This is a genomic window from Flavobacterium okayamense (assembly GCF_019702945.1).
Taxonomy (GTDB): Bacteria; Bacteroidota; Bacteroidia; order Flavobacteriales; family Flavobacteriaceae; genus Flavobacterium; species Flavobacterium okayamense.
The window spans coordinates 1,580,461-1,606,207 of sequence record NZ_AP024749.1 but is presented as its reverse complement, the minus strand read 5'-3'; the positions used below and the strand labels follow the sequence as shown (position 1 = coordinate 1,606,207).

19 protein-coding genes are annotated in these 25,747 nt (G+C 30.3%); 12 read left to right on the top strand and 7 right to left on the bottom strand.

What is annotated here, in order from left to right:
- The first annotated feature begins 87 nt into the window (after positions 1-87).
- The 4 genes from rimO (at position 88) to KK2020170_RS07360 (ending at position 3,348) form a co-directional block, all read left to right on the top strand.
- Complete coding sequence (gene rimO / locus KK2020170_RS07375; RefSeq protein WP_221257698.1) at positions 88-1,401, top strand: 30S ribosomal protein S12 methylthiotransferase RimO; 1,314 nt, start codon at positions 88-90, stop codon at positions 1,399-1,401.
- Between the two features lie 2 nt (positions 1,402-1,403).
- Positions 1,404-2,393, top strand: coding sequence for a metal-dependent hydrolase (locus tag KK2020170_RS07370; protein ID WP_221257697.1), 990 nt, complete (start codon positions 1,404-1,406; stop codon positions 2,391-2,393).
- A gap of 144 nt (positions 2,394-2,537) precedes the next feature.
- Complete coding sequence (locus KK2020170_RS07365; protein ID WP_221257696.1) at positions 2,538-2,774, top strand: HP1242/YdcH family protein; 237 nt, start codon at positions 2,538-2,540, stop codon at positions 2,772-2,774.
- Between the two features lie 97 nt (positions 2,775-2,871).
- On the top strand, positions 2,872-3,348 hold the full coding sequence (locus tag KK2020170_RS07360; protein WP_221257695.1) for a GyrI-like domain-containing protein: 477 nt from the start codon (positions 2,872-2,874) through the stop codon (positions 3,346-3,348).
- Between the two features lies 1 nt (position 3,349).
- On the opposite strand, the gene KK2020170_RS07355 is transcribed toward KK2020170_RS07360, so the two are convergent.
- On the bottom strand, positions 3,350-4,435 hold the full coding sequence (locus KK2020170_RS07355; RefSeq protein WP_221257694.1) for a peptidoglycan endopeptidase: 1,086 nt from the start codon (positions 4,433-4,435) through the stop codon (positions 3,350-3,352).
- A gap of 162 nt (positions 4,436-4,597) precedes the next feature.
- Between KK2020170_RS07355 and KK2020170_RS13220 the strand changes: the two genes are divergently transcribed.
- The 3 genes from KK2020170_RS13220 to KK2020170_RS07340 are packed head-to-tail and all read left to right on the top strand — an operon-like array spanning position 4,598 to position 7,912.
- A complete protein-coding gene (locus KK2020170_RS13220; RefSeq protein ID WP_221257693.1) occupies positions 4,598-6,274 on the top strand; it encodes a hypothetical protein in 1,677 nt (558 codons plus the stop codon).
- Positions 6,274-7,167 (top strand): fibrobacter succinogenes major paralogous domain-containing protein, encoded by an 894-nt coding sequence (locus KK2020170_RS07345; protein WP_221257692.1) that lies wholly within the window; start codon positions 6,274-6,276, stop codon positions 7,165-7,167. Before KK2020170_RS13220 ends, KK2020170_RS07345 begins: the two co-directional genes overlap by 1 nt.
- On the top strand, positions 7,160-7,912 hold the full coding sequence (locus tag KK2020170_RS07340) for a hypothetical protein (RefSeq protein WP_221257691.1): 753 nt from the start codon (positions 7,160-7,162) through the stop codon (positions 7,910-7,912). The genes KK2020170_RS07345 and KK2020170_RS07340 overlap by 8 nt, the downstream gene beginning before the upstream one ends.
- 27 nt (positions 7,913-7,939) lie before the next feature.
- On the opposite strand, the gene KK2020170_RS07335 is transcribed toward KK2020170_RS07340, so the two are convergent.
- From KK2020170_RS07335 to KK2020170_RS07315, 5 genes are all read right to left on the bottom strand, one after another.
- The gene (locus tag KK2020170_RS07335) at positions 7,940-9,481 is read right to left on the bottom strand and encodes an acyl-CoA carboxylase subunit beta (RefSeq protein ID WP_221257690.1); all 1,542 of its coding nucleotides are present in this window, start codon (positions 9,479-9,481) and stop codon (positions 7,940-7,942) included.
- A gap of 95 nt (positions 9,482-9,576) precedes the next feature.
- Complete coding sequence (gene accC, locus KK2020170_RS07330) at positions 9,577-11,016, bottom strand: acetyl-CoA carboxylase biotin carboxylase subunit (protein ID WP_221257689.1); 1,440 nt, start codon at positions 11,014-11,016, stop codon at positions 9,577-9,579.
- A 1-nt stretch (position 11,017) separates the two neighbouring features.
- Positions 11,018-11,503, bottom strand: coding sequence for an acyl-CoA carboxylase biotin carboxyl carrier protein subunit (locus KK2020170_RS07325; protein WP_221257688.1), 486 nt, complete (start codon positions 11,501-11,503; stop codon positions 11,018-11,020).
- A 91-nt stretch (positions 11,504-11,594) separates the two neighbouring features.
- Entirely contained in the window at positions 11,595-13,586 is a 1,992-nt protein-coding gene (locus tag KK2020170_RS07320) for a response regulator (protein WP_221257687.1), read from the bottom strand.
- Positions 13,587-13,789: 203 nt separating this feature from the next.
- Positions 13,790-15,979: a B12-binding domain-containing radical SAM protein gene (locus KK2020170_RS07315; protein ID WP_221257686.1), complete on the bottom strand. Its 2,190-nt coding sequence runs from the start codon at positions 15,977-15,979 to the stop codon at positions 13,790-13,792.
- Positions 15,980-16,076: 97 nt separating this feature from the next.
- On the opposite strand from KK2020170_RS07315, the gene KK2020170_RS07310 reads away from it, so the two are divergent.
- From KK2020170_RS07310 to KK2020170_RS07290, 5 genes are all read left to right on the top strand, one after another.
- Positions 16,077-20,144: a DUF7948 domain-containing protein gene (locus tag KK2020170_RS07310; protein ID WP_221257685.1), complete on the top strand. Its 4,068-nt coding sequence runs from the start codon at positions 16,077-16,079 to the stop codon at positions 20,142-20,144.
- A 1-nt stretch (position 20,145) separates the two neighbouring features.
- Entirely contained in the window at positions 20,146-21,045 is a 900-nt protein-coding gene (locus KK2020170_RS07305; RefSeq protein ID WP_221257684.1) for a DUF6263 family protein, read from the top strand.
- 62 nt (positions 21,046-21,107) lie between these two features.
- Positions 21,108-22,697, top strand: a complete 1,590-nt coding sequence (gene bshC / locus KK2020170_RS07300) for a bacillithiol biosynthesis cysteine-adding enzyme BshC (protein WP_221257683.1) — start codon at positions 21,108-21,110, stop codon at positions 22,695-22,697.
- A 152-nt stretch (positions 22,698-22,849) separates the two neighbouring features.
- Complete coding sequence (locus KK2020170_RS07295) at positions 22,850-23,680, top strand: formylglycine-generating enzyme family protein (RefSeq protein WP_221257682.1); 831 nt, start codon at positions 22,850-22,852, stop codon at positions 23,678-23,680.
- A 56-nt stretch (positions 23,681-23,736) separates the two neighbouring features.
- The gene (locus KK2020170_RS07290) at positions 23,737-24,156 is read left to right on the top strand and encodes a nucleoside-diphosphate kinase (RefSeq protein ID WP_221257681.1); all 420 of its coding nucleotides are present in this window, start codon (positions 23,737-23,739) and stop codon (positions 24,154-24,156) included.
- Between the two features lie 46 nt (positions 24,157-24,202).
- On the opposite strand, the gene KK2020170_RS07285 is transcribed toward KK2020170_RS07290, so the two are convergent.
- The gene (locus KK2020170_RS07285) at positions 24,203-25,681 is read right to left on the bottom strand and encodes a helix-turn-helix domain-containing protein (RefSeq protein ID WP_221257680.1); all 1,479 of its coding nucleotides are present in this window, start codon (positions 25,679-25,681) and stop codon (positions 24,203-24,205) included.
- Positions 25,682-25,747: the final 66 nt, after the last annotated feature.

The following is a 25,747-nucleotide window of genomic DNA, read 5'->3' as shown; positions in this document are numbered from 1 at the left end:
TAGAAGTTCTATCGGGTTTCTTTTTTAAAGTTTATAGATATGCTTTCATTTTTTTAATGTAATTTTGCAATCCAAATTTTTAAACACATGAGAACCAAATCGTTAAAGAAAAATAAAATCAATGTTGTTACCTTAGGTTGTTCAAAAAATGTTTACGATAGTGAAGTTTTAATGGGACAATTAAAAGCAAATGGAAAGGAAGTAACTCATGAAGCTACTAAAGACGAAGGCAATATTATTGTAATCAACACTTGTGGGTTTATTGACAATGCTAAGGAAGAATCGGTTAATACTATTTTAGAGTATGCTGATAAAAAAGAACGAGGTTTGGTTGATAAGGTATTTGTAACTGGTTGTTTATCTGAACGTTACAGGCCGGATTTAGAAAAAGAGATTCCAAATATTGATCAGTTTTTTGGCACAACAGAATTACCTTTATTACTAAAAGCTTTGGGCGCTGATTATAAGCACGAATTAATAGGCGAACGTTTAACAACAACTCCTAAAAACTATGCGTATTTAAAAATTTCAGAAGGTTGCGACAGACCGTGTAGTTTTTGCGCGATTCCATTAATGAGAGGAAAACACGTTTCAACTCCAATCGAAAAATTAGTAATTGAAGCTGAAAAACTTGCAAAAAATGGCGTTAAAGAATTAATTCTAATTGCTCAAGATTTAACGTATTACGGTTTAGATTTATACAAAAAAAGAAACTTAGCTGAACTTTTAGAAGCATTGGTTAAAGTTGAAGGAATTGAATGGATACGCTTACATTACGCATTCCCGACTGGCTTCCCTATGGATGTATTAGAATTAATGAAACGTGAACCTAAGATTTGTAATTACTTAGATATTCCTTTACAACATATTTCTGATAATATTTTGAAATCGATGCGCCGTGGAACGACTTACGAAAAAACAACAAACTTGTTGAAGGAGTTTCGTAAAGCTGTTCCAGAAATGGCAATTCGTACTACTCTAATTGTTGGTTATCCAGGTGAAACGGAGGAAGATTTCCAAATATTAAAAAATTGGGTTGAAGAAATGCGTTTCGAACGTTTAGGATGCTTTGCTTATTCTCATGAAGAAAACACCCATGCTTATTCATTAGTTGATGATGTTCCAGATGAAGTTAAACAACAACGTGCCATGGAAATTATGGATATTCAAGCTCAAATTTCTTGGGAGTTAAACCAAGAGAAAATTGGACAAACTTTCCGTTGTGTTATTGATAGAAAAGAAGGCGAATATTTCATTGGAAGAACGGAATTTGATAGTCCAGATGTTGACAATGAAGTATTAGTTGAAGCATCGAAATTCTATTTAAAAACTGGAGATTTTGTTGATTTAAAAATTACTGATGCTACAGAATTTGATTTGTACGCAGAACCTTTAAACTAACAATGGATTCATTATCTCAAATTGTTCTTGGCGCCGCAACTTTTGCTCTTGTGAAAGACAAGGAAATAGGAAAAAAAGCAATGCTTTATGGTGCTATACTTGGTACAATTCCAGATTTAGATGTTTTATTAAATCCTTTTTTTACAGATATTCAACAATATGCTATTCATAGAGCATTTTCACATTCTATTTTCTTTTTGTTTCCATTAAGCCTTATTTTTGGCATTTGGTTTCATAAAAAATATAAAACACCTTACTTCGGTTGGTTTTGGGCGTCTTTTTTAGCATTATTTACACACCCATTATTAGATATTTGTACTACTTACGGCACAAGAATACTATATCCATTTTCTAAGGAGTTCTATTCCTTAAATAATGTTTTTGTTGTTGACCCATTATATACAATTTGGTTATTAATAGCTTGTATTGTCTTATTAATTCTGAAGAAAGACAATTCATTTCGAAAAAAAATCATAGCAACTTCATTAACAATTTCAACTTTATATTTAGTTTGGGGATTGGTAATAAGAACTTTCATTTATAATGAATTTACTGAAAAATTAAATTCTGAAAACATTTTATTTTCAAAATTAACAGTTACACCTACTCCATTTAATACTTTTTACTGGCAAGTCGTTGTAAAAACAGATGACGGTTACTACATAAGTGATTATTCTTTATTAGACTCTAATCATAAAATGGAATTAATTTATGTACAAAACGATGAATCCATAATTAGAAAAATTAAAGCAGATAAAAGCCTTGAACCTTTTGTAAACTTCTCACAAGATTTTGCCTATGCAAGATTCGAAAATGGAATTGAAAAAGTATCTGTGCTCAAATTTGGGGTTTTCCTTAATAAGGATAAACAACCTGAATTATTTTTCCCCTTATGTAAAAATGAAAATGGTGACTATTTCATAGATAAAAACATATCTTACTCTTTAGATGAAGCGTCGAAATCGATTTGGAAAAGAATTAAAGGAAATTAATCTAATTTAAGAAAAATGACTAAAACCTTGTAAAATATGATTTACAAGGTTTTTTTATTATTTTGAATGATTTATATCATGTTTTTTATTATCTAAAGGAAGTAACTTTGAATATGAAAGTTAAACATTAAAACAATTTTAGGTATGATAAAAAAGCATGTACTTACTGAGGCATTTCCAGAATTTGAAGCTAAGATTAACTCTTTAAAGGTTGAAAATAATCATTTTAAAAAATTATTTGATGCTTACGATGAGTTAGACCATGAAATCTATAGAATTGAAAGTGATGCTGAACCAGCTACTGATGAAGTTTTAAATAAACTTCGAATGGAACGTGTACAATTAAAAGATGAAATTTATAGTTTCTTGCAACAAAATTAAGAGTAGATTTTTTTAATAGTAGTATTCATAATACTGCGTGGTTAGTTGAAAATCCTTATCGTAAATGGTAAGGATTTTTTATATTTGATAAAAAAAGATGTTTTTACGAATCGAAGAAACCAAACCTAAAAAATTAATTGGATACTCTACCACTACTTCAATAGCTGAAGATAAAACCATTATGGTTTGGAAAAAACTAATGCCTCGATTAAAAGAAATTCACAATGCAGTTTCGGCCGATTTGTTTTCACTTCAAATTTATGATTTTAAGAGTTTAGAAAAGTTTACTCCTTTAACTAAATTCCAAAAATATGCATTAGTTGAAGTAAAAGATTTTGATTCTATACCCGAAGGTTTTGAAAAATTCGAATTAGAACCTGGAAAGTATGCTGTTTTTCTTCATAAAGGCACCACTCAAGATTTTATGCAAACAACACAATTTATATTTGGAGAATGGTTGCCTAAAAGTGAGTTTAAATTAGATGACAGACCACATTTTGAACTGTTAGGCGACAAATACAAAGGACATGAAAATCCTGAATCGGAAGAAGAAGTTTGGATTCCTGTAAAATAGTTTACTTCAACACGCGATTAATTTGTACAAAACGTTTTTTGTAATAATCTTCGTTTAGGGAAGAAATAATAACACCCGAAGATGTTGACGAATGAATAAACTTAATTTCGTCTCCATTCACTTCCGTAATCATACCAACATGACTTATAGTTCGTCTTCTATTTGTTGCAAAAAAAATCAAGTCGCCTTTTTGAGCTTGTTTTCTTTTTACCTTAATACCATAATTTGCCTGATCTCTGGAAGTTCTTGGTAAGTTTATATCTATTTCTTTAAATGTTGTACACATTAATCCCGAACAATCGAAACCTGCCTTTGTAGTTCCACCAGATCGATAACGCACACCTAAGAATTCGCTAGATTTTAGAATTAGAGCATCAGCTAAAGCTAAAGTAACTTGGGAAGAGTTTTCAACTTCGTTTATTTCTTCATCCTTAACCGCTACAACCTCAACATTTTCAGTTTGAACTCCTTTTCTAATTACCAACTGATAATTCATTGGTAAAGTTTTATCTAAATTGGGGTTTAGCTCTTGCAATTTTGAAACTGAAGTGTCGTATTTTCTAGCAATTCTATATAAAGTTTCACCTTTTTTTACAACGTGAATAACATCAACCGCATTTAAGTCTTCTTCGACATCTTGATTCTCAACATTATTTTCAGATGGAGTAATTGTAGGTTGTTCAACTTCGACAACTTCTTCTTTCTTTTTAAGTTGAACAATCATTCCAATTTTTAAATCTCTAGAATCTAAATCGGGGTTTAGTTTTTGAATTTCATTTATAGATAAATTAAACTTTTTAGAAATTCCATAAAATGTATCTCCTTTTTCAACTTTATACGTTTCTGGAAGAATTAGGACAGTTTCAATAGTCTTAACTTTTTTTGGAACTGTAATCACTTGTCCAATTTGAAGATATTTTCCTTTTAAATTAGGATTTACATCAAATATAGCTTTCTCTTTCACATCATATTTTTTTGCAATGGCATAAATAGTTTCTCCTGCACTCACTCTATGGTTAACAACCGTTTGAGAGAAGGCAGAAAAAGTTAAAATGAATATAAAAAATAAAAAAATTGTCCGTTTCATAATAAATTAATCATCACAAATACTGATTAAAAAGCATGCCAAAAATAAACATTTACAAAAACAAAATACATATATATTATATTTTAACGAAATTCTTAACCAAACATCGTTTTAAATTAACAAACTATAAAAAAATTAAATATTTTTACAAAAACTAACAAAATGAAAAAAAATCTACTACTATTATCTTTTTTTATCATTAATCTTTCAATTGGTCAAGTTGGCATTGGCACATCAACCCCTCAAGGTTCATTGCACATAGAATCTATCAACAATGATGGATTAATTATTCCTAAAGTAGCATTGACAAGTTCAACAGATAATACAACGGTTCCCACACTAATAGATTCTGAATTAATTTATAATACTGCAACAATTGCAGATGTATCACCTGGTTTTTACTATTGGAACGCAACTACTTCTATTTGGCAAAGTTTATCACAAGGTAAAGAATGGAGTACTTGGGGAAATACAGGAACCAATCCAGCTAATAATTATCTTGGAACTACCGATAATCAGCCTTTAATTATTAAAACAAATAATACAGAAAAAGTTGTTGTTTTAGCCAATGGTAATGTTGGTATTGGAAATATTTCACCAACCGATAGATTAGTCGTTAGCAATGGACGTGTCGAATTTACAAATACAAATGATGCAACTCCAACAGCTGGAACAGGTGTTTTAGAAATTGGAAATAGTCTAAGAATTGATAACAATGAAATTATTACAAACACCAATTCAATCTTATATTTACAAAATGATAATGACGGAGATTTAAGGGTTGATGCTAGTACTTTTACAGTTGACGCAAGTGAAAATAGTGTTGGAATAGGTACAACTGCTCCTAATACTAGTGCTGTATTGGAGGTTCGATCTACAACAAAAGGGGTATTATTACCAAGAATGACAACTATTCAAAGAGATGCCATGGGAGGAACACATCCTGAAGGGTTATTAATTTTCAATACAACAACTAATTGTTTTGAATTCTGGGATACAAGTTCAATACCTGTGACTGGTAATAATGGATTTTGGAATAGCTTGTGTAGTACATGTGATTCAATTGTTATTATTTCCACAAATCAAACAGGATTTAATTTAAACACTTACATTGGTGGTGGTCAAGCAAAAAATTATTGTGTTTACGTTCGCGCTGGTGTAACTTTATCTGCCGCCGCAAATGGTGGATCAGGATCAGCAGGAAACCCAGGATTTGATGCGTCTACAATGCCAGCAGGAGCTTCAATAACTTTATATAATTATGGTAATATTTATGCTGGAGGTGGAGATGGCGGTACTGGAGGTCAAGAGAGTGATGCCGTTTGCCAAGGAGATACAAATGGACAAAATGGTGGAAGAGGTGGTCATGCAATACAAACATCAGGTACTGTTCCAATAAATGTTTTAAATTATGGTACCGTACGCGCCGGTGGCGGTGGCGGTGGCGGTGGCGGTGCTACTTGTGCAGCTGCAGGCGGCGGCGGCGGCGGCGGCGCTGGCACTCCTCCTGGTGGAGGTGGTGGCAATAATACCACAAGAGCTACATCAGGATTTATTTGTGGATGTGGTGGATCAGCAAGTAATTTTGGAAATGCAGGAACTCCTTTAGCAGGTGGTACTGGTGGGGCTGGAGTTAATAGAGGTGCTACATCTTGTACCTGCAATGGAACAGGAGCCGGAACTGGTGGAATTGGAGGCGTTCCTGGTGTTGCGGGGAATATAGGAGGTGGAACACAAAGAAGAGGTAATGGAGGTGCTGCAGGTTTAGCATTACAAGGTAACGGCAGTGGTTCAACTTTTTCTAATTATGGAACACAAACAGGAGCAATAAACCCATAATGAATAAATTATTGTTTTATACGTTGCTAATAGTCAATACTGTTTTTTCTCAAAATATTGAAATTAAAAACAGTAGTACTTCTTTTATTAAATTAAATCAAGAACAAATTGATTCAATTAAGAATGCGGAAGATGGTTATATGGTATTCAATACTACTACTGGTTGCATTAATTATTTTTTTACTAATAAATGGTTTGCTTTATGTGGTGAGTGTACACCTAAAGCTAGGTTACCTAAAATTGATTCTATTATTCAAAAAAATAATTTAGTAAAAATCTATTATTCTGATTTAGTTAAGGGTAGCACTCAATTTAAAATAGAAAATTGGAAAATGAGCAATGAATCTCCTTATATTTCAAATATCCCTTCAAACACATCGAGTCTTACTATAAGTATAAAAAAAACAACTAGTTGTGGAAGTATTGACTCAACTTTTAATTTTAAAGTAAAAGAATATAAAGTATCACCAATTGAAATTATAAAGATTAACAACAAACCTATAAAAACGCGATTGATAGGAAAAACAAGATGGATGTGTGAAGATTATGCTGTTAATATTGCTGTAAAAGATATTTTCAAAAATTGCCCTGAAGGATGGAGAATTCCAAATAATAGGGATTGGGAAGATTTACTTGTAAATTATTTAGAAAATTATGAAGAATTATTTAACAAAAACAATGATTATAATACATCTATTTCATTAAATAAAAATGGAGTTTATTCTATAAAAGATAAAGTTTTAATTGCTAAAAATGAATCTGGATATTATCTTACAAATGATCATTATGATTCTAAACAAGGTATTCTAATAATTTCTGAAAACGGTCACTCAATTGCTTACGAAAAACAATCCCTTTTTTTAATATCTGTTCGATACATTAAAGATGAATAAAATTATACTGATTTTTGTACTTTTTAGTTCATTAGTAAATGCACAATTTAAAACCAAACCGATTGAATATGCAATTGATTTTTTAATTCGTAACAAAGAAACAAAAGACTATTCCTATAATTTACAATTAATGACACATTGGTTAAATAATCAATATACTTTTAACCCTTCATTAAAACAAATTCCGTTAGGTGACAAAAAGCTAAACCCAGATGAACAAATACCTTATTCTTTTTTTAATTCAATAATTGAGAAAAAAAACATAAAACCTATAGATTCTTTAATCTACAATTATAACAAGACACTAGGAATTGAACATTTACTTCTTTGGGCATCAAATTCTAATAGTATTAGATTTGATTCTGAATGCAAAAAAACAATCTTAGAAAAAACACCCGAAAATTTAAATATCAGACAAATCAGTCATATAGCACTAGCATATAGATGGTCTAAGTATAATCAAACAAGAGAAGAAAATTTACTTTTTAAAAACTATATTACTTTTATAACACCTATACTTTTAGAAAAAATTAAAAAAGAAGATTCAATAAATGACAATTGGCTAGAAGGAATAATAGGATTAATATGCTTTGAAAAGCCTAATTTAGTAAAAAAAAGATGGTTAAAAAAATTACTACAAAAACAAAATAAAGATGGAGGTTGGTCATGGGATCCAGATGAAGATAAGTCATCAAATATACATACTACTCTTTTGGCATTATGGGTTATAAAAGAGTTTGAATAAAAAAACCGCCTTACAGCGGTTTTTAAATTACAACGGAATATTTCCGTGTTTACGTTTTGGAGTATCTACTACTTTGTTTTCTAAAATTGAAAACGCTTTAAGTAGTTTTCTACGTGTATTTTCTGGTAAAATTACCTCATCTATAAATCCGCGTTTTGCAGCGCTATAAGGATTTGCAAATAATTCGGCATATTCTGCTTCTTTTTCCGCTAATTTAGCAGCTGGATCAGCTGCTTCGCTAATTTCTTTCTTAAATATAATTTCCGAAGCTCCTTTTGCTCCCATTACTGCAATTTCTGCTGTTGGCCAAGCAAAGTTAAAATCGGCACCAATGTGTTTTGAGTTCATTACGTCATACGCTCCACCATAAGCTTTACGCGTAATTACTGTAACTCTTGGCACAGTTGCTTCACTAAATGCATATAATAATTTAGCCCCATGCGTAATAATTCCGTTCCACTCTTGATCTGTACCGGGTAAGAAACCTGGCACATCCTCTAACACCAATAATGGAATATTGAATGCATCACAAAAACGCACGAAACGTGCACCTTTAATTGAACTGTTCACATCTAAACATCCTGCTAAAACCATAGGTTGGTTCGCCACAATACCAATACTTCTTCCACCTAAACGAGCAAAACCTACAATAATATTTTCAGCAAAGTTTTTGTGTACCTCAAAAAAACTATCTTCATCGATAATCCCTTTAATCACATCATGCATGTCGTAAGGCTTGTTTGCATTATCTGGAACAATTGTGTTTAATGCTGTACGTAATTCTTCTCCTAATTCATAAGCTAATTTTGGAGTTGTTTCACGATTATTTTGAGGCATATAACTCAATAGCTTCTTGATATCTTCTAAACATTCCACTCCGTTTGGAGAAGTAATATGTGCTACACCCGATTTAGTAGAGTGTGTACTTGCTCCCCCCAATTCTTCAGAAGTTACTTCTTCGTTAGTAACCGTTTTTACAACGTTTGGTCCGGTAACAAACATATAACTATTGTTTTCCACCATAATCGTAAAATCGGTCATTGCTGGAGAATAAACTGCTCCACCAGCACATGGTCCCATAATAGCAGAAATTTGAGGAATTACTCCAGAAGCTTGTACGTTTCTAAAGAAAATATCAGCATAACCACCTAACGAACGAACACCTTCTTGAATACGTGCTCCACCCGAATCGTTTAAACCAATCATAGGTGTTCCCGTTTTTAAAGCCATATCCATTACTTTACAAATCTTTTCTGCATGCGTTTCCGATAACGAACCACCAAAAACGGTAAAATCTTGTGCAAAAACATAAACTGGACGTCCATTAATAGTTCCGTAACCTGTTATAACACCATCTCCGTAATACGATTCGTTTTCCATTCCGAAATCGGTTGTACGATGTGTAACCAACATTCCCATTTCTTCAAAAGAACCTTCGTCTAATAAATATTCAACGCGTTCTCTCGCTGTTAATTTTTTCTTTTCGTGATGCTTAGCAATACGCTTTTCTCCTCCACCTAATTTTGCTAAAGCAATTTTATCTTGTAATGATTTGATTTTATCTTCCATCTTTTTTTTAGATTAAAGAGAATAGATAATAGAATATAGACTTATCAAAAAACTTAAAATTTCTATTTTCTATGTTCTATTTTCTATATTCTTAATTAATTGGGTAAACGAACTAATTTTTGATCTTCTAAATATTGTTTTAATGCAACTAATCCAGCTATTTCAGCTTCTTTATTTTGTGCTTCTTTAAGAATTTCGCTATCGTAATATTTCTTTACGAAATTTGTATCGAAATTTCCTGAACGAAAAGCTTCATGTTGCATAACAAAAGTACCAAATGGTAATGTTGTACTTACACCTTCAACTTGATAATCAGCAATCGCTTCAATCATTTTTTGAATAGATTCTTCACGTGTTTTCCCGTAAGTAATCAACTTAGACAACATTGGATCGTAATAAATAGGCACATCCATTCCTTGTTCGAAACCATTATCTACACGAATTCCGTCTCCAACTGGTAATTGATATATTTCTAAATTTCCAACACTTGGTAAAAAGTCGTTTAATGGATCTTCAGCATACACACGAAGTTCCATAGCATGTCCGTTAATTTGTAAATCTTCTTGTTTTACTTGTAATTCTTCACCTCTTGCTACACGAATTTGCATTTCAACTAAATCCATTCCTGTAATCATTTCGGTTACCGGATGTTCAACTTGTAAACGCGTATTCATTTCTAAGAAATAGAAATTTTTATTTTCGTCTAATAAAAATTCAACAGTTCCTGCTCCTAAGTAGTCACAAGATTGTGCCACTTTAACAGCAGCCTCTCCCATTGCTTTACGAATTTCTGGTGTTAAAACAGAAGATGGTGCTTCTTCCACTACTTTTTGATGACGGCGTTGAATAGAACATTCTCTCTCGAATAAATACAAAATGTTTCCATGCGTATCTGCCATTACTTGAATTTCGATGTGACGCGGCGAACCAACATATTTTTCAATAAAAACTGAACCGTCTCCAAAAGCAGAAGTTGCTTCAGAAATAGCTCTGTTCATTTGCGATTCAAATTCACCTTCATTTTCAACTATTCGCATTCCTTTTCCACCACCACCAGCAGAAGCTTTAATTAAAATGGGAAAACCAATATTTTTTGCAACTTCTTTTGCTTTTGCAACATCCGTTATCGCTTCATCTAAACCTGGCACCATAGGAATATCAAAAGCTTTAACAGCATCTTTAGCGGCTAATTTACTTCCCATAATTTTCATCGCTTTAGACTTTGGTCCGATGAAAGTAATGTTATTTTTTTCTGCTAATTCAGCAAAATCAGCATTTTCACTTAAGAATCCGTAACCAGGGTGTATTCCATCTACACCTAGTTCTTTACAAACTTCAATAATTTTATCACCTCTTAAATACGATTGATTTGAAGGGGCTTCTCCAATACATACTGCTTCGTCGGCAAATTTTACGTGTGGTGCATTTCTATCGGCAACAGAAAAAACAGCAACGGTTTTTATTCCCATTTTTTTTGCTGTTTTCATAACACGAAGTGCAATTTCCCCTCTATTTGCAACTAATATTTTTTTCATTTTATTCGAATTCGATTAATAATTGACCTTTTTCTACAGCTGCTCCTTTAATGGCAACAACAGATTTAATTTTTCCACTTCTTGGAGAAACAATACTGTTTTCCATTTTCATAGCTTCTAAGATTAATAAAGGATCATTTTCTTGTACTTCTTGCCCTTCTGATACACTTACTTCAAGAATTAAACCTGGCATAGGTGCTTTAATAGCATTTACTTGTTTTGAAGCACCAACTTCAAATCCCATTTCTTTGATAAGAGTATCTAATTCATTGCCAATTTTAACTGTATAACTGTTATTATTAACTTTAACAGTATATTTTTTTTGAATAAAATTAGCATCTACAATTTCTGTATGATAAGATTGATTATCTTTAAGAATATGATACTTGTTTTCATCAATGCTAACAGCATCTAAATGAGAAACTTTCTCTTGGTCTGCATCGATCTGAAAAGAATTGTTTACGTTTAACTTGTAATGATTACTCATATTTACTTTTTTAAAAGAATTGTAAAATTAAGTAAAAGAAAACGTTTTAGTAATTAAAAAAAAGAAAATATTGGTAAAATAATATAGGCAATTATTTCTTTAAATGGTTAAGAACCATAGCATGCAATTTATTCTTTTGAATAGGTTTAGAAATGAAGTCTGTAAAACCTAAAGATTCAATTTTAGTTAATTCTTCTTCGAATGAATAAGAAGTTTGCGCTATAATAGGTATGTTTTTATTAAATTCTCTAATCTTAACAAATGCTTCATACCCATTCATATTAGGCATCCTTATATCCATTAGAATAAGATCTATTTCATTATTTTCTTTACAAAAATTTACCGCTTCAACTCCGTCTTTAGCCCTAATTATTTTTGCATTTAACGGCTTTAAAATTCTTTCAATTAGTAGGTAATTAATATTGTCATCTTCGGCAACTAAAATAACTAACTCTTTTCCTAAATCTACTGGCTCTTTTACTTCTACAGCTAATTTTTCATCTTCAGATGTTGAATCATCAAACATAAGTGGAATTGAAAAATTAAAAGTTGTACCTATTCCGTCTTTAGATTCAAAAGTAATTTCGCCGCCTAACATATCTATGTAGGCCTTAGAAATTGCTAATCCTAATCCTAATCCTTCATTACCCGAAATACCTTGTGAATTTACTTTACTAAAGCGTTTAAATATATTTTCTTGAAATTCGGATTTAATGCCAATCCCTGAATCTTTAACACAAAAGTTTATTTTTTTTGCCTTTTCATCTAAATTGTACTCTAAAATAATAAAACCTTTAGGCGTAAACTTATGAGAATTATTCATTAAATTGGTAATAATCTCACTGAGTTTTGTCTTATCAGTAATTATTTTTTTATCAAAATTTTCGGGAGCAATTAATTTAAATTCAACCTCAGAATTAGAATAAAGTTTATCGTATGTCTTATAAATGTTTGAAACTAGTTCTTGTAAATCAAAAGGTTGTAAATTCGGTTTAACCAAATTTGAATCAATTTTAGACATTTCAACCAAATCATCGATAATGTCTATTAAATTTTTACCACTTTCTTGAATAACCTTAGTATACTCAATTCTTTCAGCTTCAGAAATATCTTTATTTGATAACAATTCAGAAAAACCAACAACAGCATTCATAGGTGTTCTTATCTCATGGGATAGATTCATTAAGAAAGCTGATTTTAACCTATCACTTTCTTCTGCTTTTGTTTTAGCTATTTCTAACTCTTTAGTTTGAATCTGATTATCTTCAAAAAGTTTACCTATATAACGAAATTCACCTTTGATGTTTTTTAATGAGTTAATTGCAGATTGATCGCCATCACGCAATATTTTTTTAATGAAACTTAAAGGCAATTTTGACCATTTATTAGCATAAATATAGTAAACAAGCCAAGAAATTATAAGTGCAAAACCCATAATTAAAAGAATCGTTTTTGTGATCCAAAAGTCTATATTATAAGCTCTTTTAAAATATAAGCTTGTTACTAATTCATCTTTAAAATCATTAAGAGGTACTACCGTAAACACTGTTTTATTTGCTACTTCATTTCCCTTATAAAACTTTATATTAGAAGTTGTTATTTTTTCAATATCGGCAAAATATTCATTATCTAATAAACGAACCATAAAAAAACAACCAGCTGGCTCTGTCTTATTTTTAAAAGGATCACTCGAAGGATGAATTGTTGCTCCAAAAACTTCTACAATACCATCGGGAGTTTTTAAATAAAACTTATCAATTTTTTTTTGCAATAGTTTATCTATAGCTTCTTTAGGAATAAATTCTTTAGTATTTATCTTTGTAGTTGAGACTTTTGTAATAAACTCTCCATTAGTAGTATAAACACCAACATATTCTAATTTGTAAGCATCTAAAACACTTGCCACTGAAGTATTGAACCAGTTTAAATCTCTAGTCCCAATAAAGTCAACAAATTCATCCCAATATGTAACGTCTATTGAAATTGAAGTATATGATTCAGAATTTAATTTAAGTAAAGTATTGACCTCATTATTGTAAATCTCGTTACTGGATTTAAAAATTTGACGTTCTTGTACTTTCATGTAAAAATACAAGGCAATCACTAATATTAGTAAACAAACCGAAACTAATGATAGTAATCCAATAACCTTGGCATATGTAGAATCTTTCCTATTTTTAAAAAACGAAAACATATAATTTATTGACTACTAAATATAGCTATATTTTCTTAATTTCATTAAAAAAACACAACGTTTTCATTAAATTATTGTTTTTTTTACATTGACTACAACACAAGTAATGAATTTTGTTTTATTTTTTGAATATTTTTTGAATGCCAAAATAATTCAAAATCACCAAAAATTTCATCGAAGCTATTTTTCCAAACAGCAAGAGTTATTTTATGATCTGAAGTTATATGAATGTTTTTAAGTTGCTCAATCAACCACTCACCTTTTTCTTTTTCTAAAGTTAGCGAAAATGAGCTGCTTTTGGTTTCAAAATACATTATTATATTTTCAAAAACTTTTCCTTTTTTCTGTTTTTGAGTGTATATAACTCTTGGTAATTCACCTAAAAAAAGTAATCTAGCATTTTGTCTTATTTTGAAATCTTCTTCTTTAGAAATACATTCTTGAATATAATCAGGGTGAATTTTTGTCCGTGGAATTTTAAAATCGAACCAATCTTGCAAATCATAATCAAAACAAACTCCATGCATATAATTAAAGAGTGATTTCTTCAATCCGAAACTGAATTTATCATGATTAATTCCGGTTTTATCTTTGAATTCAACATCATTATTAGCAAACGAAATCTCTTTTAGATCGGGAACTACACCAAATTCTTCCGGATTTAACCCAACTGGACTATGAGCTGTCATGGCAAATTGGTGCCAAAATCCACTTTGTAAAATACCAAGTTCAAACATTTGACGCACCATTTCTAAACTATCTACTGTTTCTTGAATAGTTTGCGTAGGATAACCGTACATTAAATAGGCATGGACCATAATGCCACTTTCAGTAAAATTTCGAGTAACTTGTGCAACTTGCTCAATAGTAACTCCTTTTTTAATGAGCTCTAATAATCTATCGGAAGCTACTTCTAAACCACCCGAAACTGCAATACAACCTGATTCTTTCAATAAAAAACACAAATCTCGTGTAAAGCTTTTTTCAAAACGAATGTTTGTCCACCAAGTCACAACTAAATTTCGACGTAAAATTTCCAAAGCTAATTCGCGCATTAACGCTGGTGGTGCTGCTTCATCTACAAAATGAAATCCGGTTTCACCAGTTTGCGCTATTATTTCCTCCATTCTATCGACTAAAATCTTAGCATGAATGGGTTCGTAAACCTTAATATAATCTAACGAAATATCGCAAAACGTACATTTTCCCCAATAGCAACCATGCGCCATGGTAAGTTTATTCCAACGACCGTCGCTCCACAAACTGTGCATAGGATTTGCTACTTCAATTACGGAAATATATTTATCCAATAACAAATCAGAATAATCTGGTGTACCAACTTGACTTTGCTTGTAATCATTCAAAGTCGAGTTGTTTTTATAAATTACTTGATTATTTTGTAAAAGAAATGTTCTTTTTAATGAGTTATCGACTCCGCTTGAACATACAAAATTGTAAAGAAGTTCAACAGGTAATTCGCCATCATCTAAAGTAATAAAATCAAAGAATTCAAAAACTCTTTCGTCTTTTAAATCACGTAATTCCGTATTAGGGAAACCACCTCCCATTGCCACTTTAATTTCTGGAAAATTATTTTTTAGAAACTGTGCACAACGAAACGCACTATATAAATTTCCTGGAAAAGGAACCGAAAAACAAATGAGTTTTGGTTGAGTTTCTTTAACTCTACTTTTTAATATTGAAAGAGCTAATTCATCAATATATGTTGGTTTACTATTTAAAACTTTATATAATCCGTCAAAAGAATTCGCACTTCTACCTAAACGTTCAGCATAACGACTGAAACCAAAATTTTCATCAACACATTCTACTATAAAATCGGATAAATCTTCAAGATACAAAGTTGCTAAATGCTTCGCTTTATCTTGCATTCCCATATTTCCAAAAGCCCATTCCATATCATCTAATTGAGCAAAACGAGATGCTTCAGGCAGGAAATTACCACTACATATTTGGCGAGCTAATGAAGGATTTTTTCCTTGAAGAAAAGCAATTATCGAGTCTATTGTTTTTACATAATCAGATTGCAAAGAATAAATTCTTTGTGAGTTTTCAGACATCTCGACTCCGCTCGATGTGACAAAATCGAAAATCTCTTGTAACCCTTTTTTTGAAAACAATTCTAAGATAACTTCAATTCCTAAATCCATTTGAAAGGAAGGAACACTTTTGGTATTTAAAAATCCTTTTAAATAAGCAGTTGCTGGATACGGCGTATTCAGTTGGGTAAAAGGTGGCGTTATGAGAAGGATGTTTTTCAAATCAAAAATTTTACAAATGTAAAGTTTTAATTAATTGTTTTAACTAAATAACGGATAATGCTTTAAAGTTTATATTTTTGCGAAAAATTTTTTAAATATGAAAAGACTTTTTTTATTCTTTTTTTTATTTCAAACTATAAACTTTATTGCCCAAAACAATAAAAGTATTGGTTTCATTGAAAACAAAGGGCAAATTGTTGATCAAAACTTAAAAGAAAACAAAGAAGTAAAATACCTTTTAAACACTTCTGGTCTTAATGTACAAATAAGAGAAAAAGGGTTTTCTTATGATATATATGAAACTAAAAAAGTTCCATTAACAAAAAAAGATAAAGAGTTTTATGGAATTAATAGAGATTCAAATACAGAATCAAATAATTTTCCTGAACACTCATTAGAATATAATTTTCATAGAATTGATGTTGACTTTGTAAATGCTAATCAAGACTCAAAAATAATTGCTGAAGAAAAATCTAGCGATTATGAAAATTATTATAATGTTACCCATGCACCTGAAGGAATAACTGAAGTTCATAAATACCAAAAAATAACCTATCAAAATATTTATAACAAAATAGATGTGGTATTCTTTATACCCAAAGACTCCACAAAAGTTGTTGAATATAATTTTATTGTAAGACCGGGCGGTAAGGTATCAGACATTAAACTAAAATTTAAAGGAGCCAAAACCAAACTTATAGACAATAAAATCAGAATGAAAGTCAAATTTGGAGAAATGGAAGAAACTATTCCTTTAAGTTGGATTGAAAACAAGAATGAAAAAGAAGAAATAAAAATTAAATATAAAAAAATAAAAAATAATGTTTACGGATTAAAAGGAGATTTGAATTTATGTAATAATACTATTCTAATAGATCCTATTCCAATAAGATTGTGGGGAACATATTACTCAGGAAATGGAGGGGATTATTCTACCGACATTTGTAATGACAATTTTAATAATGTTTATATTTCAGGTTCTACTGGAAGTACTGATAATATTGCTACACAAGGGTCTTTCACCTCCTCTTCTTATACATATTATAATGGTAATGGGTTTATTGTAAAATTTAACACAAATGGGCAAAGAATTTGGGGAACTTATTATTGTGTTGTACCAAAATTTTTAAATGTAGATTCTAATTTTAATATTTTATTCGGAGGATATGTTGGCAGTAATGTGAATGATGTAACAACTCCAAACAGCCACCAACCACAACATTCTGGTTATTATGACAACGCTTATTTAGTAAAATTGAATTCTTTAGGATTAAGAGAATGGGGAACTTATTATGGTGGAAATAGTTCTGACCGTGCTTTTGATGTATGTTTTGATAATCAAAACAATATTTATATGGTTGGTAAAGCTAATAGTCTAGAAAATATTGCTACGCAGAATAGTTATCAAGAAAATCATGCTCCTGGATATTTAGACAGCGATGGATTTATTGTAAAATTTGACACTTTTGGAAATAGAATTTGGGGAACATATTTTGGGGGGAATCAAAATGACGAAATAAAAAGTATTAACTTAGGTAACGATGGTAATATCTATGTTACAGGTTTCACAAGAAGTTCTGAAAACATAAGTACTAATGGTAGTTATAATGAAAATTTAATTGGATACAATTCGGGTTTGATAGCTAAATTTAGCCCAGATGGTAATAAAATTTGGGGGAGCTATTTCAATGGCTTAACATTTTGTAATATAAACAAATCTATTTTAAAAAATAATTATCTATATATAATTGGAGTAACAAATAACCCAAACAATCTCAATAGTATTGGTACGTTTAATGAAAGCTTTCAGCACTTACCTCTTAATTATGGAAACAGTTCTTTCATAGCAAAATTCGACATAATTAATCAAAATCTTATTTGGGGAACATATTTTGGTGAAATAATTCAGGATATTGCTGTTAATTCTAGTGAAAATATATTCTTTCATGGATGCACTTCACAAACAAGTGGTATTTCAACGCTCGGAGCATACAAGGAAAATCCAGAATATTCCGATTCTTATACAATAAAACTAAATGAAAATGGACAAAGAGTATGGGGCACTTATTTCGGGGGAAATTATTCTGAAGGATACAATGGCGCTGACAAAGTGAATAATAAAATATCAATTGACAATAATGATTTTATATACTTGCTCGGCAATACTGATAGCACTATTGGTATTTCATCGATTGGATCACATCAAGAAAATCCAACTTTTAACAGTTTAGGAGGAATATATAATACGTACTTAGCAAAATTCCAAGATTGCCTCTCATCTCCACAAGCTTCTGCAGTAAATCCTTGCATAGGAAATAATTTAGAATTATCAGCCTCAGGAGGGACTAATTATTTATGGACAGGACCTAATGGGTTTACTTCAACCGATCAAAACCCAACAATTCTTAATGCTACAACTTCAAATAGTGGGCAATATTCTTGTGAAATAACTGGAACTGGTGGTTGTGACAATACAATAATCCTTAATGTAGTTGTTGGAGACAATTTAGCTCCAATTCCAGATATTCAAAACCTTCCAAGTATTAATGGTGATTGCAACACTGTTATTTCTACTTTTCCTACAGCAACTGATAATTGTTCGGGTAGTATTAGTGCAACAACAACTGATCCTTTAACTTATTCAACTTCTGGAAATCACACCATTACATGGATTTATAATGATGGAAATGGAAATACTACAACACAAACTCAAAATATAATAATTAGTTCTGTTGCAAATCCAACTCTAAACTCACCACAAGAATTCTGTTATCATGACAATGCCACATTAAATGATATAACAATAACTGGACAAAATATAACTTGGTACGATGCTCAAACAAACGGAAACATTTTGCCAAATAATACAGTTTTAATTGACGGAACAAATTATTATGCGACACAAACTATTAATGGTTGTGAGAGCGATAGAATTCCAGTATCAATTACTATACATAATACGCCTACTCCAACAACAATTCAAACAACACAAAGTTTTTGTAGCACAGAAAACGCAACATTAAACTCAATTTTAATTAATGGTTCAAATATCTTATGGTATGATAGTATTAATAGTACAATTCCTTTAAACAATTCGACTTTATTAACTGATGGAACTACATATTACGCAACTCAAACTTTAAACAATTGCGAGAGTATTAACCGTTTAGCCATAACTATTCAATTAATAAATACTTTAAATGCCAATAATTATTCTGAAATAATTTGTGACGAGCAGAATAATAGTTTTGAAAATGTCGACCTAAGCGTTTACGAATCAAATTTATTGAACTCGACTGGAAACATCTATACATATTACAATTCTTTAAATGGAGCAGAAAACCAATTATCTTCTGATCTTATAAACAACTATTTTAACTATGATATAGTTTTAGGTATCAATACATTTTATGTTAGAATTGAATCGCCAAATACTTGTTATCAAATTGTAGAACTAACTCTTACACTTGTAGAAAAACCTAAAGCAAATATTAATGATACAATGCCTATTTGCGAAGGAAGTTCAATTATAATCAGTGCTAATAGTGGTTATGACTCTTATTTATGGTCGACTGGTGAAACAACAAGTTCAATTTCTGTTTCGCAACCAGGAAATTACAATGTTGTAATTAATCAAAATCATGGCTCGGTAACATGTAGTTCATCCTATACTTTTAATGTAGTAAATTCAAATATTGCCACTATATATTCAATTCAATCAGATGATTGGACTGAAAATGAAAACTACATTCAAATTAATGTTTCAGGTGCTGGTGATTATGAATATTCGTTAAATGGAATTGATTTCCAGGAAAGTAATTTATTTAGTAACCTTCCAAATGGTGAGTACACTATTTATGTAAGAGATAAAAATGGTTGTGGAATAGCTTCTGAAGACATCTATTTACTTATGTATCCAAAATTTTTCACACCTAATGGAGATGGTTTTAATGATGCTTGGAGAATCAAGTTTTCTAAAAATGAACCAAACCTAACTATTAAAATTTTTGATAGATACGGAAAGTTCTTAAAACAACTAAGTTCATTGTCTGAGGGTTGGGATGGAACTTATCTAGGAGAACCATTACCCTCAAACGATTACTGGTTTGTAGTTATAAGAGAAAATGGAAAAGAATTTAAAGGGCATTTTAGCTTAAAAAGATAATATGAAATTAAAAATTTTAATACTGAGCGTCATTTTTTTTACTTCTTGTAAAGAAAAATATTCTTACGAACTTAACTTGACTAATGGAAAAACGTATCGACAAAAAACTATTGTTGATATGGATATCGAACAAGAAATAAATGGGCAAGAAGTAGATATAAGAACTCGAAATGCATTTGAAATTTTATATAAAGTAGTCAAAAAGACAGATTCTAGTATGATTTTGAGGGCACAATTAATTTCAATTTATTTAAAAATTGATAATCCTGCACAGACAATAATCTTTAGTACTACCGATAACGACACTACTAATGTTTTTAATAAAATTTTTAAAAACATGATGAATAAAGATTTCACAATGGAAGTTGCAAAAAATGGTGAAGTACTAAGAGTTGCAAAATTTGAGAATATATTTTCCAAAGTTTTTGATAATCTTCCCAATATTTCAGAACCACAAAAACAATCAATCTTGGTTAATTTAAAACAATATTATGGCGAAGAGGCTTTTAAAAACATGCAGCTTTTTGGAAATAATTTTTATCCAAAAAAGGAGGTTGCTTTAAAAGACAAATGGAAAAGCAACAACCTCTTAACAAATAACGAATTGTCGCTTAAAAGTAGTACTGAAATGACTTTAAAAAAACATAAAAGCAAATATGCTATCATTACTTTTGATGGTAATATTAATACAATTTCAAAAGAAGACAATGTAAATCCTATTACATTGAATGGAACCACGGAGGGAGCTTATAAAATTATCCCAAAAACTGGATGGTTAAAAGAAGCTACTATATATCAAAATTTAAAAGGTTATACAGAAACTCCTATAAATTATGGTTCTAGTTCTGTAATTAAATCACCTGTCAAAATTTATACTAAAATAACTGTTATAGGTTATTAAGGATTTATTAAAATTTGAGGATACATTTTTTTAATTTGTATTTTAGCAAAAAATAAAATTGTATGCCAAGCGACTGTATTACTTTTCAAAATTCAGGATATTTTTCAAAATTAATTGTAGATTATTTAAATCAAGAAAAAAAAATACAATCGCTTTACAATAGGTTTCCAACCATTGAAAATTTCAAATTTCAAATTGAAGAAAAACAAAATTTTCCTTTAAATAACAGAGAAGTTTTAGTAACTCAGTTAAAAAATCAATACTTAAATAGTGAAATTTCTGAAGCAACAAAAAAAAATATAGAATTACTAGATTCAGAAAAAACATTTACCGTTACTACTGGACATCAATTAAATCTATTTACTGGTCCTATTTACTTTATCTATAAAATTGTAACCACAATTAAATTAGCTAAAGAACTTTCAACTAAATATCCTAATTACAATTTTGTTCCGGTTTATTGGATGGCTACTGAAGACCATGATTTTGAAGAGATTAATCATTTTAATTTTGAAGAAAAAAAAGTAAGTTGGGACAAAGAATCGACAGGACCTGTAGGCAGATTATCCACTGAAGGTTTAGATAAAGTTTTTGAAGAGTATTCAAAACATTTAAATTTAGGAGAAAAAGCACAGTTTATAAAAAATCTTTTTAAAAATGCTTATTTAGAACATGAGAATTTAGCAGAAGCTACTCGGTTTTTAGTTAATGAATTATTTAAAGAATTCGGACTTGTGATAATAGACGGTGATGATTCTCAATTAAAAAAAATATTTTCCCCATACATTAAAGATGAATTGGTTAATAGAGAAAATCATTTAAAGGTTTTAGAAACATCAAAACTTCTAGAAGACTATAAAATTCAAGTTAATCCAAGGGAAATAAATCTATTTTACATTACAGATACCTTGCGTGAACGTATCGTTTTTGAAGACAAACTTTATAAAATAAATAACACTCCTTTACAATTTACAGAGCAAGAAATATTAGTAGAACTAGAAAATTATCCTGAACGTTTTAGTCCAAATGTAATTTTACGTCCATTATACCAAGAAGTAATCTTGCCAAACCTAGCTTACATAGGTGGTGGTGGTGAAATCGCTTATTGGCTAGAACTAAAAACAATGTTTCAAAAAAATCAAATACCCTTTCCAATCCTTCAACTAAGAAACTCTGTTTTAATAGTTTCTGAAAAACAAGAAAAGAAAAGGATTAAACTAAACTTAAATTGGAGTGATTTATTTTCAGAACAAAACACTTTAATTAAAAATAAAACAAATGAGCTTTCAACTATCTCGTTTGACTTTTCGAAACAGAAAGAATTTTTAACAGATCAATTTAAAGACTTAAGAAAAATTGCTAATCAAACAGATAAGTCTTTTATAGGAGCGGTTAACGCACAAGAGACTAAACAGAAAAAAGGTTTAGATAAATTAGAAAAGCGTTTATTAAAAGCTGAAAAGAGAAAACATAATGAAGAATTAAATCAAATTATAGAATTACAAAATCAACTTTTCCCGAATCAATCCTTACAAGAACGAAAATTAAATTTTTCTGAAGTTTGCTTACATATTGATAGTGAGACATTAATACATAAATTACTAGCTGATTTTGAAATATTCTCAAATTCTTTCAATATTCATACCCTGTAAAATCGATGAAATGCAACTTTTATCGATAAAAAACACTTTTAATTTAATTTTTCTTACTAAAAAGTCGTTTTTTTTATATTTTAAACAAAAAAATTTGAAAATGTTAAATTTTAATTATCTTTGCACCCGAAATTTTTAACATTTTCATAACCATGCAAAAAATTACTTTAACTTTCAAAAAAGCACTAATTGCTTTATCTCTATTAATTTTTTCAAACATTACTTTTGCTCAAAATCATATGGTAAAAGTTGAGGGAGGAACATTTAAAATGGGTTCTAAGGATAATGATGTAGCAGCTGAAAACGATGAACAAAAAGAACACGATGTAACTGTAAAATCATTTGAATTAAGCAAATTTGAAGTTACAGTTTGGGAATGGAAACAGTTTACAAAAGCTAACCGTTTAAAAATGCCTGAAACACCAGAATGGGGTTGGAAAGACAATTACCCAATCAACAACATTACTTGGGAACAGGCAATTGCTTATTGTAATTGGTTAAGTAAAAAAGAAAAATTACAACCTGTTTACTCTAAGAGAGGTCCAAATTATGTTTGTGATTTTAAAGCAAACGGTTACCGTTTACCTACTGAAGCAGAATGGGAATATGCTGCAAAAGGTGGAAACAAAAGTAAAAAAACTCGTTATAGCGGTAGCGATAATGCTGACGATGTAGCTTGGCACAAAAAAATTAGCAAAAAATCTCCTCACACAATTGGAACTAAATTGCCAAATGAAATTGGTGTTTTCGATATGAGTGGAAATGTTTGGGAATGGTGTTGGGATTGGTACAATAAAGACTATTATAAAATTGAAAATGGAAACAACCCTAAAGGACCAGAAATGGGGGAAAGAAGATCTGTAAGAGGTGGTTCATGGGATAGTCATGTTAATTATTTACGTCCTGCGAATAGAATTTCAACTTTACCAAACAAAACGCATGAGTTTTACGGATTTAGAGTTGCCAGAACTATCAAAGAATAATTAAAAAACCTTGTTTTTAGACTGCAAAATATTACCTTTGCACAAAATTTAAAAAAATGGCAAGTAATAGAACATTTACAATGATTAAGCCAGATGCTGTTGAAAAAGGACACATCGGTGGAATTTTAAATATGATTACTGAAGGTGGTTTCAGAATCGTAGCAATGAAATTAACGCAATTAACAGTTGCTGATGCTCAAAAATTTTATGCAGTTCACGCAGAAAGACCTTTCTTCGGAGAATTAGTAGAATTTATGACAAGAGGTCCAATTGTTGCTGCAATCTTAGAAAAAGACAACGCAGTTGAAGATTTCCGTGCATTAATTGGTGCTACAAACCCTGCAGAAGCTGCAGAAGGAACTATCCGTAAAAAATATGCAACTTCTATCGGAGAAAATGCAGTTCACGGTTCAGATTCTGATGAAAATGCTGCTATTGAAGGTGCATTCCACTTCGCAGGAAGAGAAATGTTCTAATAAAATAAAACATCATAAAAAAATCCGCTTTTAAAGCGGATTTTTTTTATTTATATTTTTCCATAATATCCTGAACAATTTGATCGGTCTTTAAAAAACGTTCTTTTCGCTCCAAAGTTCTTGGCGGCGCTACTCTTTCTTTACAATCTAAAATTGCACAAGTCTCACAGGTAACTCCAACTTTATTTCGTTTTAACTTTTCGCTACCTAAAAATGAAATTTTGCTTGTAGAATGTGCTGAAATCATAATTCCTAAGGCAATACTCCTATAATAACCACTTCTAAATGGATCTCTTGTAGCAGAAGAAAGTACGAAATATTCATTATCTGTATGAACATAAGACGAAACTTGAGCATCAAAAACTTCTTTATCGGAATTATTATTTGCAATTTCTCCTAATGTTCGAATAGAAACCCATCTTCTACAATAATGTTCATTTCTTTCGTTTGCATGTGGTTCCAATAAATTAGTAATATGTAATTCCTTAGTTAATTGATATTCTCTTTGAGGTTTATATGCAAATCGTAAAAAGAATATATTTTTTAAATTAAAATCCTTTGGCAAAATATTAGTTAATCTTTGAAAAAAAGTCTCAGGAGAATCAGTAAATCGATGCATCATTTTTTGAAAAGCACCATTCGTAAACTCCTGTTTTTCAAAATATTCTTTCAAAGTTTCAACTAATTCTTTTCTCGGAATTAATAATGCACCAGCAAAGTAAGAAGCTAAGAAATTGTTTAAAACCTGATCAAAGCTTTCAAACTTTATCCAAGAAAAAGTAAATAACCTATCTGAAATATTTAAAAAGTTATATGCAATTTCTTTAGCATAAATAAACAATCGCTGTGAATCATCAGTTTCAGATGAAACCAATAAAGTTTTTGAACTCGGAACATAAACAGAACGTAAATTATTCAATTCTTTATGTTGGGTTAACTCCTCGTTATTAATCGTATAACCATATTCTTCAATCAAAATTTCTTCTAAATCAGAAACTTGCAATCGCTTTGACAAATCAATAGAATAAGCCTTTGCAAATTTTTCTACTTGATTTTCAATTTCTTCAAAATAATTGTTATGCGCTTCCTGGTAAGAACGTAACGCTGCTAAAAAGAAACTTTCACGAGTTAAATTATAATGTTTAGCAATTTCAAAAAGTGTACTAATAAATGCGTTTACTTTTAAAGGTGCTTCAGCTATAATATCTATCAAATCACTTTCTTTAATCCCAAAAATATCCAAAGGGATTTCTTTCAAAATTTTTGATTGAAGAATTTCTCCAATTGGCGCTAAATTTTTATCGAGTTTTAAAGAAACCATATTATCGTAATTAGTTTCTAAAGCATCGGCTAAGATTACAATTTTATCACGTTTTGGATATTTTTTACCTTTTTCAATTTCATTTAAATACGATTTTGACAAACCTGTAAGTTTAGCCAAACCAAATAAAGACAAATTCTTATCAGAACGAATTTGCTTCATTTTTAAACCAAAAATTAATCGAATATATTCCTCTTCAATCATTTTATTATTTTTTTTAGGCAAACAAAAATTTAACGAAGGCTCTATTTTACTTAGCAAAACAAAGAT

Excerpts from the sequence above, each read along its gene's own strand:
- rimO (WP_221257698.1), top strand. The coding sequence starts at position 88 with ATGAGAACCAAATCGTTAAAGAAAAATAAAATCAATGTTGTTACCTTA.
- KK2020170_RS07370 (WP_221257697.1), top strand. The coding sequence starts at position 1,404 with ATGGATTCATTATCTCAAATTGTTCTTGGCGCCGCAACTTTTGCTCTT.
- KK2020170_RS07365 (WP_221257696.1), top strand. The coding sequence starts at position 2,538 with ATGATAAAAAAGCATGTACTTACTGAGGCATTTCCAGAATTTGAAGCT.
- KK2020170_RS07360 (WP_221257695.1), top strand. The coding sequence starts at position 2,872 with ATGTTTTTACGAATCGAAGAAACCAAACCTAAAAAATTAATTGGATAC.
- KK2020170_RS07355 (WP_221257694.1), bottom strand. The coding sequence starts at position 4,435 with ATGAAACGGACAATTTTTTTATTTTTTATATTCATTTTAACTTTTTCT.
- KK2020170_RS13220 (WP_221257693.1), top strand. The coding sequence starts at position 4,598 with ATGAAAAAAAATCTACTACTATTATCTTTTTTTATCATTAATCTTTCA.
- KK2020170_RS07345 (WP_221257692.1), top strand. The coding sequence starts at position 6,274 with ATGAATAAATTATTGTTTTATACGTTGCTAATAGTCAATACTGTTTTT.
- KK2020170_RS07340 (WP_221257691.1), top strand. The coding sequence starts at position 7,160 with ATGAATAAAATTATACTGATTTTTGTACTTTTTAGTTCATTAGTAAAT.
- KK2020170_RS07335 (WP_221257690.1), bottom strand. The coding sequence starts at position 9,481 with ATGGAAGATAAAATCAAATCATTACAAGATAAAATTGCTTTAGCAAAA.
- accC (WP_221257689.1), bottom strand. The coding sequence starts at position 11,016 with ATGAAAAAAATATTAGTTGCAAATAGAGGGGAAATTGCACTTCGTGTT.
- KK2020170_RS07325 (WP_221257688.1), bottom strand. The coding sequence starts at position 11,503 with ATGAGTAATCATTACAAGTTAAACGTAAACAATTCTTTTCAGATCGAT.
- KK2020170_RS07320 (WP_221257687.1), bottom strand. The coding sequence starts at position 13,586 with ATGAAAGTACAAGAACGTCAAATTTTTAAATCCAGTAACGAGATTTAC.
- KK2020170_RS07310 (WP_221257685.1), top strand. The coding sequence starts at position 16,077 with ATGAAAAGACTTTTTTTATTCTTTTTTTTATTTCAAACTATAAACTTT.
- KK2020170_RS07305 (WP_221257684.1), top strand. The coding sequence starts at position 20,146 with ATGAAATTAAAAATTTTAATACTGAGCGTCATTTTTTTTACTTCTTGT.
- bshC (WP_221257683.1), top strand. The coding sequence starts at position 21,108 with ATGCCAAGCGACTGTATTACTTTTCAAAATTCAGGATATTTTTCAAAA.
- KK2020170_RS07295 (WP_221257682.1), top strand. The coding sequence starts at position 22,850 with ATGCAAAAAATTACTTTAACTTTCAAAAAAGCACTAATTGCTTTATCT.
- KK2020170_RS07290 (WP_221257681.1), top strand. The coding sequence starts at position 23,737 with ATGGCAAGTAATAGAACATTTACAATGATTAAGCCAGATGCTGTTGAA.
- KK2020170_RS07285 (WP_221257680.1), bottom strand. The coding sequence starts at position 25,681 with ATGATTGAAGAGGAATATATTCGATTAATTTTTGGTTTAAAAATGAAG.